This window comes from Legionella sp. PATHC035, from assembly GCF_026191115.1.
Classification (GTDB): Bacteria; Pseudomonadota; Gammaproteobacteria; order Legionellales; family Legionellaceae; genus Legionella.
The window spans coordinates 385,377-397,226 of the sequence record NZ_JAPHOT010000001.1 but is presented as its reverse complement, the minus strand read 5'-3'; the positions used below and the strand labels follow the sequence as shown (position 1 = coordinate 397,226).

Genomic DNA, 11,850 nt, shown 5'->3' with positions numbered 1-11,850 from the left:
GAGTAAAGTTTCTACGATTACGCTTTCATTTAGTGTTCTATTGAGCGGAGTTTTTGATTTTAGTCTGCATAACAATAGATATCGTTTCCACCAGAAGTACCTGCTTGGAATACGACTGCATTGACGCCGACTATATCTCCTTTTTCTTTTAAACAACGGTAGCCTGGATAAGTGTAATAATAATCTCCTTCAGGCAACGTGATTCCTTTCTCAACAGTATAAGTATGAGCTTCCTCATCTACAGTAATGGGGACGCTTTGCCAGGTTTTTGTTTGAGTGACAATGACACTTTCATCTGCCAAAGCCGCTGTAGTGAATGCGAGCAGTAGTGCTGTTAGTAATACGCTTTTCATTTCGTATTCCTCCTACCCCCCCATTTATCCTAAGAATTATCTTTATTTAAATATGTCTCATTAAGTATAGTAAAAATTAGTATAAAACTCGCTCATGAGGGATAAGTTAATGGGCTTTTGCAGTGAAACAAATGAACGTAGCAATGGATCTCCAATAGGTGCGATGGGCATCATGATAAAAATAGAATGCTCAAAATTAGAAGATCCAGCCATAGACCCTGCGAAATAATTACAATCTGCTGATTTTAAAAATGTCCATGTCGAGTAGTATCATGTCCATGTCGATTTCCATCATGGCCATGTGTATTTGAGCTACCATGTACATGCACGGTACCTTCAGAGGCAGGATGCCCATGGGAGTGAGCGCTACTGATGTAAACGTTACTACTCGTATCATAATTAGGAAAAGTATAATCGGGGGTAGGAGGATAAAAACTATAGCTCCCATAACTTCTGTACCCAGGGGTTACGGTCGTTCCTACCGTAGTATATGTATTACTGTTGCAGCCGAATAAAAAAGGTAATACAAAAACAAGTCCAATCGCAACAAGTGCAAATGGAAATACAGCTGGTGCAAATATTAAAGTTGATGCAAGGAGCGTTTTCGCGGCGATTGCAGTTGTGGCTGTTGCAGCAGATTTTAATGTTACTGCGGCAATAATTCCCGCTGTCACCATCGCTGCAGCAGTGACTGCAGCCATACTCTTAAGTAAAAAGCTATAATTGGTATTGTCTTCCTTTTTCTTGGCCATAGGACACCTCCTGTGTTTTAGTCGATATAAATAAACTATTTTATTGAGTGCAATGGTCGATATTGCATTTTCGACACCTTAAGATTCTACTATAGGGAAGAAAAATATCATCTTAATTTTTTTAGTTGGGCTAGCAAGATGATCTTTTTGTTTGTCATTTATGGATTAGACGAACGATTTAGGTATGGTCTTATTGGAGGCGAAATCTTCTGGAACCCGGACCTCATCCTTCAGACTAATACCCAGGCTAATTTACCTATAGAACTTAAATGCTGGAAATCCTATTTAATAAGAAAAATGCCAATAATCCATTGGCCTTAGGCATTGTTGGGCTTAGGTTGATCCTCGTTTTCCGCGTCAACACTATCCTCTTCTTCTTCCCCAATTTTTCTAGCATCGATAATATGATGGAAGTGTTTGTGTGCTAATTCCCTCTTACTTTGAAAGAGCAAATAATGACTTCCCTTTTTAACACTATCGACCTCCGTCCGAATTGAATTTTTGAGTTCATCAAGTTTTGATCTTTGATCTTGACTATCCTGAATTTGTTTGATTTCATCTAATCGCTGAGAAAATTTGTTGGCAATATCAAGGTAATGAATGTTGTCATGCAATAAGCCTTTCGTTAAAGGAAAATCAGCAAGTAGTTTCGTAATCCATCCAATGAATGGCGTTCTTGTTGAAAATTTAATAAGCTCATCCTCTTTGAGTGTTTCCACATAGGATTGGATGGATTTTTGTAAACGCTCTATTTCTATCCGTAAATCATGACCCATCGTGATTAAATCTAAAATATCTCCAGAACTGGCCGCCTTGAGATCCTCTTCGCTAATCTCTGTTATACCAGAGACAGCGTGACTAGCGGATGCTATTTTACTGGTTACATGCGATTCAAAATGTTCTTTAAATCGTTTAAAACGCGCGTTTTCATCGACACCCATTACCCAAGGAACATAAGCCAATGGGTTAAGCCGAGCATGCATAAAGCCTTGGAGAAAAGCAGGAGTATAATTGTTCACTCCCTCGGTAATTTGATCCTTCTTTGATTTTTTTCCCTTGGCGAATGACTCTGCTTGGTCCCATATTTCTTTGGCTTGTGCACCATAGTCCTCGTCCAGAGTATCCGCAAAGCGAGCAAAAGTTGCATCGGAATATTCAGTAGTATTCGTTATAAATTCTTTTAATTTTTTGTAGAGATATAGAGTCTTTAGTTCTGCTTCTGCGTCCTGCAGCTTCGTTCTGATTTTTTCGCAGTTCTCTACAGCAATATTGTGTAATTTCTCATGAGATTGTTCCTCAATATCAAAATCTAAATGCTGGGCTATTACCCGATGCGCAAAATCTTGATATTGTTCAGCTAAGCTTTTGGGTTTAAATAAATCATTGCCTAGTTCGTTCGGTGGAGGGAAGAGTTCAATAAAATTTGAATGGGCGGATGTGGCAATCTCTATGTTATTAGAACAATAGTCTTTAATTTTTACCCTTAACGCTTCTGCCTCTTTTGCAACCCCGGGCTTATTTTGTTCTATGCCTGGTTTTCCAAGAGCACCGTTTTGAATGGTGGAATTTATTGATTGAATATGTTGAAACCGGCATTGGGAGCGATAATACACCACGGCAAGTAGTAAACTTTTTTCATCAGTGATTTTGGGAACGTAATGCGGCTCCTCATCTGGAGACTTCTTCTGTAATGGCTCACCTAGTTTTTTTGAAGCAGTAGCTATCCTACCTGCAATACCTCCGGCACTAAGGAGACTAATTGATTCGATTGTGGACCCAAGACTTGCCATGGCATGGACGGCTTCCCAAGGAGTCAAGTCCGCATTGTCATTTATGGCGTTAGCAGGAGTTAATGCATCAGGGTAGCTATACGCATATTTTTTTGCAACTTCGCGAGTCTCCTGGTCTAGTTTCGTCCACCATTCAGTTAATGTCATTGACATAACATTCTCCAATAGCAAAAAGTTCTTTCTGTTTATTATTTTATCACATGATTATTATGTAACCATTAAGTTTATGAAAACTACTATTTGCAAACAAATTCTTGGGATTTATCTTTGATTAATATATGTGAGTTGCGATTATTTTTGGCAAGCAGTTGGAAAAAATAAATGGCGTTACTTGATTAAATGAGGAGTCGAAAGAATATTAAAGCGGTATCTAAATTTAGGGCTTGTTTGCAACACTGCAAAAAGCCCTACTTGAAGTTATTTTTAATGACCATTTGGGATACTAGAAAAGATACTCTTATTCATCATCCCAGCTGAGAGTACCACCTGCTTGATACTCAATGACGCGAGTTTCAAAAAAGTTTTTCTCTTTTTTCAAATCCATCATTTCACTCATCCAAGGGAATGGGTTTTCAGCGCCAGGGTACTGTTCTGGAAGTCCGATTTGATTTAAACGGCGGTTAGCAATGAAGTGCAAGTATTCTTCGAACATTTCTGCATTCATTCCTAAAATGCCTTGAGGCATAGTGTCCTTAGCATATTGATACTCCAGCGCCACACCTTGGCGAATCAATTGAATCATTTCTTCTTTAAATTCAGGTGTCCACAAATGGGGGTTCTCAATTTTAATTTGGTTGATGACATCAATACCAAAATTCATATGCATGGATTCATCACGTAAAATATATTGGAACTGCTCTGAAGTGCCTACCATTTTATTTCGACGTCCCATGGAGAGGATTTGCGTGAAGCCAACATAGAAAAAGATCCCTTCAAAGATTACATAGAAGGCAATTAAATCGCGCAATAGGCGCTGATCATTTTCTACAGTACCGGTATGGAATGTTTCGTCACCCAAGCTTTGAGTAAAAGGTAACGCCCAAGCTGCTTTAGTTGCAACAGAGGGGATTTCACGATACATATTAAAGACTTCTGCTTCATCAAGTCCTAGACTCTCAATAACGTACTGGTACGCATGAGTATGCAATGCCTCTTCAAAGGCCTGACGTAACAAGTATTGTCTGCATTCCGGATTGGTAATATGTCGATAAACAGCGAGCACTAGGTTATTGGCAACCAATGAATCTGCGGTTGAGAAAAATCCCAAATTACGTTTGATAATTAAACGCTCGGCTTCTGTAAGTCCATTAGGATCTTTCCAGAGCGCTACGTCAGCGCTCATATTGATTTCATTAGGCATCCAATGATTCGCACAAGCGGTTAAGTACTTGTCCCAAGCCCATCTATATTTAAAAGGAACGAGCTGGTTTAAGTCTGCCCGGCAGTTAATGATACGTTTATCATCAACGTGAATACGCGCAGCTCCCATTTCAAGAGGCTCATATCCTGTGGCACCAGTATGAATTATATCGTGTTGTTGTATATTTTCTGACATTTAAATTCTCCTGATTATTGGCACGCTTCGCAGTCTGGATCGAGAATAGAGCATACCTTTGGTTCCTCTGCTATTATTTTAACTGCATTGAGTGCACCGTCAGTTACAGTGGATTTCTCCGCATTGGATGCTCCTAGGCTGCGTAAGTAATAAGTAGTTTTTAATCCACGTATCCACGCATGCATGTAGAGTTGGTCCAGTTTCTTACCCGATGGTTGAGCCATATAGATATTCAACGATTGCGCCTGATCAATCCATTTTTGACGACGAGAAGCGGCATCAACTAACCAAATCGGATCAATTTCAAATGAAGTGGCGTAACGTTGTTTCAATTCAGCAGGAATACGGCTGATTGGTTGCACACTACCGTTAAAGTATTTCAAATCATTGACCATCACTTCATCCCAAAGATTCAATGCTTTTAAATCCGCAACCAAATATGGATTGACTACAGTGAACTCACCTGACAAATTCGATTTGACATACAAGTTTTGATATGTAGGCTCAATGGATTGTGATACACCGCAAATATTAGAAATTGTAGCGGTCGGTGCTATGGCCATCACATTGGAGTTACGCATTCCTTGTGTGCGAACTTTAATACGTAAACTTTCCCAATCCAATCGTTGTGAGCGATCTTGTTCTAAGTATTTGCTACGTGCTTGCTGTAACAAGTTAATTGAATCAATTGGCAGTATGCCTTTACTCCATAGAGAACCTTCGTAGCTGGAGTAACTCCCTCGCTCCTTAGCTAAATCACAAGAAGCCTCAATAGCATAATAACTGATTAACTCCATGGACGAGTCAGCAAATTCGACTGCCTCAGGGGAAGCATAATCAATTTTTAACTCATACAATGCATCTTGAAAACCCATAAGGCCTAAACCAATAGGTCGATGTTTCAAGTTGGAATTACGTGCTTGCGGTACGGAATAGTAGTTAATATCGATTACGTTATCCAACATACGAATAGCAGTTCTAATGGTACGCTTTAATTTCTCAGTATCCAGTTTGCCCTTTTTGATGTGTGCGGGAAGATTGATACTGCCCAGATTACATACAGCGATCTCTTCTTCTGAGGTGTTCAGTGTAATCTCAGTACACAAATTAGAGCTATGAACTACACCAGCATGTTGTTGTGGCGAACGTAAATTGCAAGGATCTTTAAAGGTCATCCATGGATGGCCAGTTTCAAAAAGCATGGATAGCATTTTACGCCACAGTTTGACTGCAGATAAAGTTTTTGCATTTTTGATGAGACCTTGGCGTGCCTTTTCTTCATACTCACGATAGAGTGTTTCAAAAGCTTTACCATATTGATCATGTAAATTAGGCACTTCATCAGGTGAGAATAAAGTCCAATCACCATTTTCACGTACACGCATCATAAATAAATCAGGTATCCACAATGCAGTATTCATATCGTGTGTACGGCGTCGATCGTCCCCAGTATTTTTTCTTAACTCAAGGAACTCCTCTACATCTTTATGCCAACACTCCAGATAAGCACAGACTGCTCCTTTACGTTTACCTCCTTGGTTTACTGCAACTGCGGTTGCATCAGCAACATTCAGGAAGGGAACCACTCCTTGTGATTTTCCGTTGGTGCCTTTGATATGTGAACCCATTGCACGTACTGGAGTCCAGTCATTACCCAAACCACCTGCATATTTGGAAAGTAGGGCATTGTCTTTAATGGCACTGTATATACCATCTAAATGATCAGGAACAGTGGTCAAGTAGCAGCTGGATAATTGAGGTCTAATTGTCCCAGAGTTAAACAGAGTCGGTGTTGAAGACATGTAATCAAAAGAAGACAGCAATTGATAAAACTCAATGGCTTTATCATCTTTATTTTGCTCACGCAGAGCCAGACCCATAGCAACACGCATAAAGAATGCCTGAGGCAACTCATAACGTATGCCATGATCATGGATGAAGTAACGATCATATAAGGTTTGTAAACTTAAATAGCTAAACTTCATATCACGCTCAGGCAACAGCGCCTTGCCGAGTTTTTCTAAGTCAAAATCGGCCATTTTTACATCCAGCATTCCTTGTTTGATGCCGTGAGCAATATACACTTTGAAGTATGCTGGATAAATCTTGATCATTTCATCAAAGGTTGCATCCGCTTGGATCTCTAATTTAGTTAGTGCTTCCATACGCAAGCTGTCTAATAACAAACGAGCACTGACATAAGTATAGTTGGGCTCTTTTTCAACCAATGTACGTGCAGCCATAATCAACGCTTTGTGCACATCCTCAAATTTCGCTTGGTTGTAAAGATTGCGCATTGCTTCTTTAATCACAGGTTCTGCCTGAACATGCTCTAAATTACGGCATGCTTCATTAACAATAGTGTTCATGCGCTCAGTATCTAATGGCTTTAATTCACCATCCGGCATCGTAATTAATAGAATTTTGTTGTCACTGGCTTGTTGTTTTAATTCATTTTCACGTGCTTTACGGTGTTCTTCGCGGTACAACACATAAGCGCGGGCAACTTTGTAGTGGCCAGTACGCATGAGTGCTAACTCTACTTGATCCTGAATGTCCTCAATATGAACTGCACCACCGCTGGGCAAACGGCGTTTAAACACTTGAGTTATTTGACGGGTAAGTTCTTCAATTTGTTGATGAATACGATCTGAGGTTGGAGCTGTACCGCCTTCGTCGGCAATGAATGCTTTAGTGATTGCAACTTTAATTTTCGTATCATCATAATTTACTACTTTACCATTGCGTTTAATGGTTTTTAATAAACCAGGGGCATTAGCAGTCAATTCCAGTTGACTCGTTTGCGGCACATCATTTACCGGATCAAGAATTGCGGACATTTTTCCTCCACGCATTTATTATTATTTTATTATTAACAGGCAGTTAAATTTATTCACTATTAATCAGATTATAGCACAATATATTGGGTTGTTCTCGGTACAAAATAACAAGATAATGTGTTTTGGCATAATGGTCAAGAGAATAATATGGGAGTATTTTGTGGATAACTTGTGGGTTTGTGCACAATTGTGCTTTATTGACGGCTCGTAGCCTAATTGCTTGCAATCAGGATTTACGAAAATGTACCCACTACTAAAAAGTATCCATGAGATCCCAGGTTATCCGTTTTAGCTGAAAGTCACCTTTCCCGCTTGCGGGAGAGGGGTAGGGGTGAGGGTTCATATGAACTAGAGCTATGTCTTTTTTACAATAATTGCATCACTGACATTAGAAAAACCATGAACATTTAGTAGGAATGAACCAATATGGGCATATAGTTGGCTTGAACTCCCTCCGTCGAGATTAATCGCATCAACACATGATAAGGGTTGTGATCTCAGTAATTGAGCGAGCTTATTCGTAGTCATTGCAGCATTAGTTGAAACCAAAATAATGACTCTCCCATCCGCAGTAATCCCAAGAGCCGAACGGTCAGCGATACCTGGTTTCAGGGAGGGAATTTTTCCTTTAATTAATAATCGAGGGCCGCTTTGAATGGCAAAATCGATATGATCGTCGTGCTTAAAATGGTTTAAACTGGAAATATGGGCTTTATTATTTTTTACATAAAAAATTCCCCACCAACTGATTCGTTTTAAGGGATTGATCAATTTTTTATTATTAATCCTAAGTCCAAGGGGGTTAAACTCGTGATCAAAAAAACCGCCATTGATACTCAGTAGCGCTTTACTGTGTTCAGCAAATTGATCTACCGAGGCATTTTTTAATGACAGTTTTTTTGCATTGACCAAGGCGAGTTTATTTTTATTGAGATCGATACGGAATGCATAGATATGCGACCAGGGCGAAAGAATGCCTCCTGAAAGATCCTGATATTCAATACCGGGACTTAATTTACGCCAGTACCCTTCAGCATAAGATGAACAAAGTGGCGTAAAGACGATGCAAAGTACAAATAATAAACGGAACAAATATGATTTGTTTGCAGGATAAACATTGGTTTGTGAAGACATGTTATTGTATCCTTATGTACATCATTCAATACCACGGAATCTCTTATGCAAATTAAAACGCAACATAACAATAGTGATATACAGAAGTCAACAACAGATTTAACTCATTTGATGAATGATGTGCTTGAATTGGCCAAAAAAGAAGGTGCAACGGATGCGATGGTGGCAGTAAATAATGATAAAGGTTTTTCAGTTGATGTCCGTATGGGGGAAGTTGAAACAGTTGCATTTAGTGAGGATAAAGGGGTTGGTTTGACAGTTTATATCGGTCAACGTAAAGGTGGAGCAAGCAGCACCGATACGTCTCCTGCCGCTTTAGAGGCGATGGTAAAGGCTGCGTGCGACATCGCGCGAGTGAGTGCCGAAGACCCTTGTTTTGGACTGGCCGACAAAGAGCTGATGTCTAAAAATCATCCGGATTTGAATTTATTCCATCCTTGGGATATCGATCCCCAACAAGCAATTGAGATGGCTTTAAAATGTGAGAGGTATGCATTGTCACTGGATAAACGAATAACGAATTCAGATGGAGTGAATGTTTCTTCATACGAATCACATCATGGATTTGCCAATACCTATGGTGGGTCTGGATTTATTCACAGTACACGTCACAGTTTAAGTTGTTCTTTAATCGCAAAGCATGGCGAGGAAATGCAACGTGATTATGACTATACAACAGCTCGTAATGCACATGATTTAACAGACCATCACATCATTGCTAAAAATGCAGTGGATCGTGCAATAAGCCGTTTGGGTGCTCAGCAGATTGCAACTCAAGCAACCCCTGTTATTTTTTCATCGCGTATTTCAAGTGGTTTATTTTCAACCTTTATTAATGCAATTAGTGGTTCAAATCTTTACAGAAAAAACACATTCTTACTCGATTCTATAGGACAGCAAGTGTTCCCTGAGTTTATTCGTATTTATGAACAGCCTCACTTATTAGGTGCTTTGGGCAGTTCCTCTTTTGATAGTGAAGGAGTTCCAACACGACCTAACCTCCTTGTTGAAAAAGGCCGTGTGATGCAATACGTATTAGGCAGTTATTCTGCCCGAAGAATGGGATTAAAAACTACAGCAAATGCTGATGGGGTTCATAATTTAACGATTGATCCTACAGCAGGTGATCTTGCCGATTTATTAAAAATAATGGGCAAGGGATTATTAGTCACTGAATTAATGGGGCAAGGAGTAAATATCGTAACGGGTGATTATTCTCGCGGTGCGAGCGGTTATTGGGTTGAAGAGGGTGAAATCCAATACCCAGTTGATGAAATAACTATTGCAGGGAATTTAAAAGAGATGTTCAAAGCCATTCTTGCAGTGGGCAGCGATATTAATCCCAATATTGCAACACGATGTGGCTCTGTATTAATTGAAAAAATGATGATTGCAGGAAAGTAAAAGGTCATTCAGATCCTTGCGTTCCGGCAGGGATCTGTGTTTTTCGCGACTGAATCACATGAGCTTAGAATAATAGACGATCCCATCCAAAAAGAGCGCAAAAATACAAATAACCCAATAGGATAGACAAAATGTGGGCGGATAATATTCCGATTGTTTGTGTCGACCCACATCATCGATTGATAAAATAATGCTGAATAAGATTAAAGCTGGGAAAACAATTGGAAAACCACCGAATTGCATCAGTGTCACACCACAAATTATTCCAATCAAAAAATAGCGAAAAAATCTCTTTAAGCCAAAGTGAATTAGTTGCATATTATTTTTCATAGTGCACCCGTCATGGCTAAATAGAGTAAAACGAAAAGAAACAATCCAATAGCAAGGGTAAAAGTCCAGCTGAGTAAATAGGCATACATAGGGGTAAAAGAGGGTAAAAATTCGCCTGTTTTTTTTGCAATAACCAAATCATGGAGTGCAAGTACACCACTCAACTGAATTAAGAAAGGCAGGATAATCGTCAAAAACAGAGGAAAAAACGTGACACATCCTGCAAAGGTACCCACTAACAGATAACGTACAAATCGTTTGATAAAGTATTTTATATAATCAAAAGTTTTTGGATCTCGCATCGTTTGTGAGTCGATTCTTTCAGCAATATTCAAAGAATATCATGTTTTTAATCAAGGTGGTGAACTTGCTTTGTTGATTCTTTATTCTACGCTTTAGATAAGAGGATTGAATTGGAGTCGGCATGCGCAGGGTCATTTTAGCAGCATTGCTGGTAGTGAATACTGCTTTTGCAGGTGAAGAGATTGTTGGTTTTGCAGCATATCAAAATGGAGATTACTCCACTGCTTATCCCTATTTAATGAAGTCCGCAAGGGATGGAAATCCGGAGTCGATGTATTTAATTGGTCGTATGAACCAATACGGTGAAGGTATAACTAAAAATTATACTGAAGCCATCAGTTGGTATCAAAAATCAGCAGATAAAAATAATCCGTTAGCACAACTCAGTCTGGGCTTTATGTATGACCTAGGCCAAGGAGTAAAGCAAAATTTTCCAGAAGCGTTTAAATGGTACATGAAGTCCGCCATGCAAGGAAATGCGATTGCGCAAAGAAATATCGGTCTAATGTATGTGACTGGTGATGGTGTGAAACAAAATAAAAAGAGTGCATTCGAATGGTTCGAAAAATCTGCAAAACAAGGATACAGTAAAGCGCAGGTGAATCTTGCTTATGCCTATATTGTTGGTGAAGGAACAGCCAAAGATGTTAACAAGGCCTTATATTGGTATCAAAAGGCCGCGGATCAGGGAGATGTTCGTGCCGAGTATAGTCTTGGTCTTTTGTATACTGGACAACAATCAGGTGTTGCCCAAGACGACAAATTAGCATTTTACTGGTTTTCCCAAGCAGCTAATCAAGGACACGTCAAAGCAGAGACTTATTTGGCTTACTACTATCTTAAAGGATATGGTGTTGAAGCCAATCCAGAAAAAGCCGCATACTGGTACCAAGCTGCGGCACTTAGTGGTCAACCTGAGGCACAAGCTGAAATTGGGCAATTACTCCTCACTGGAACAGGAATTGATAAAGATTACCAACAAGCTGCATACTGGTTTACCAAGTCTGCCGCACAGGGAAATCCTGTTGGGCAGGCTAAATTAGGCTATATGTACCTTGCGGGATTGGGTGTCGATAAAGATTGGATTAAAGCGTATGCCTTGTTTAAAATTGCAGCACAAAATAAAAATGAGGAAGCAATAAAAGAGCTGAAGATGTTGAAAAATAAACTCTCCGATGCAGACGTTAAAGCAGGTAACGATTTAGCCAAAGAAATTATTCAAAACAATAATTTTAAGATACCTCAAAAAGAAGAATAGCATTGTTTACAACAATGTGTTACTAACAACAGAGTAAGGGCTCTCCAATGGGCGGTATCAGTTTTATTAAAATAGGTTCAAACCAGCTGATTCTTCCCCCTCAATTCCTCTGAGGCAAACGACATCACGAA

Annotated in this window: 10 protein-coding genes; 2 read left to right on the top strand and 8 right to left on the bottom strand. The window is 39.5% G+C overall.

The annotated features are described in order from the left end of the window. Nucleotides 1-59: 59 nt before the first annotated feature. From OQJ13_RS01795 to OQJ13_RS01770, 6 genes are all read right to left on the bottom strand, one after another. Nucleotides 60-353 carry a hypothetical protein gene (locus OQJ13_RS01795; RefSeq protein ID WP_265708766.1) on the bottom strand — a complete coding sequence of 98 codons (294 nt, stop codon included), beginning with the start codon at nucleotides 351-353 and terminating at the stop codon, nucleotides 60-62. A gap of 245 nt (nucleotides 354-598) precedes the next feature. Further along, the gene (locus tag OQJ13_RS01790) at nucleotides 599-1,105 is read right to left on the bottom strand and encodes a hypothetical protein (protein WP_265708764.1); all 507 of its coding nucleotides are present in this window, start codon (nucleotides 1,103-1,105) and stop codon (nucleotides 599-601) included. A 317-nt stretch (nucleotides 1,106-1,422) separates the two neighbouring features. Next, nucleotides 1,423-3,048, bottom strand: a complete 1,626-nt coding sequence (locus OQJ13_RS01785) for a hypothetical protein (protein WP_265708761.1) — start codon at nucleotides 3,046-3,048, stop codon at nucleotides 1,423-1,425. Nucleotides 3,049-3,352: 304 nt separating this feature from the next. Further along, complete coding sequence (locus tag OQJ13_RS01780) at nucleotides 3,353-4,450, bottom strand: ribonucleotide-diphosphate reductase subunit beta (RefSeq protein ID WP_265708759.1); 1,098 nt, start codon at nucleotides 4,448-4,450, stop codon at nucleotides 3,353-3,355. 14 nt (nucleotides 4,451-4,464) lie between these two features. Beyond that, nucleotides 4,465-7,290, bottom strand: coding sequence for a ribonucleoside-diphosphate reductase subunit alpha (locus tag OQJ13_RS01775; protein ID WP_265708757.1), 2,826 nt, complete (start codon nucleotides 7,288-7,290; stop codon nucleotides 4,465-4,467). A gap of 354 nt (nucleotides 7,291-7,644) precedes the next feature. Beyond that, entirely contained in the window at nucleotides 7,645-8,424 is a 780-nt protein-coding gene (locus tag OQJ13_RS01770; protein WP_265708755.1) for a phosphodiester glycosidase family protein, read from the bottom strand. Nucleotides 8,425-8,469: 45 nt separating this feature from the next. Between OQJ13_RS01770 and pmbA the strand changes: the two genes are divergently transcribed. Beyond that, nucleotides 8,470-9,828 carry a metalloprotease PmbA gene (gene pmbA, locus OQJ13_RS01765; protein ID WP_265708754.1) on the top strand — a complete coding sequence of 453 codons (1,359 nt, stop codon included), beginning with the start codon at nucleotides 8,470-8,472 and terminating at the stop codon, nucleotides 9,826-9,828. Nucleotides 9,829-9,882: 54 nt separating this feature from the next. Here pmbA and OQJ13_RS01760 read toward each other — a convergent pair whose 3' ends face one another. Beyond that, a complete protein-coding gene (locus tag OQJ13_RS01760; RefSeq protein WP_265708753.1) occupies nucleotides 9,883-10,158 on the bottom strand; it encodes a hypothetical protein in 276 nt (91 codons plus the stop codon). Then, nucleotides 10,155-10,493, bottom strand: a complete 339-nt coding sequence (locus OQJ13_RS01755) for a hypothetical protein (RefSeq protein WP_265708751.1) — start codon at nucleotides 10,491-10,493, stop codon at nucleotides 10,155-10,157. The genes OQJ13_RS01760 and OQJ13_RS01755 overlap by 4 nt, the downstream gene beginning before the upstream one ends. Before the next feature lie 89 nt (nucleotides 10,494-10,582). Between OQJ13_RS01755 and OQJ13_RS01750 the strand changes: the two genes are divergently transcribed. Then, complete coding sequence (locus OQJ13_RS01750; protein WP_265708749.1) at nucleotides 10,583-11,719, top strand: tetratricopeptide repeat protein; 1,137 nt, start codon at nucleotides 10,583-10,585, stop codon at nucleotides 11,717-11,719. Nucleotides 11,720-11,850: the final 131 nt, after the last annotated feature.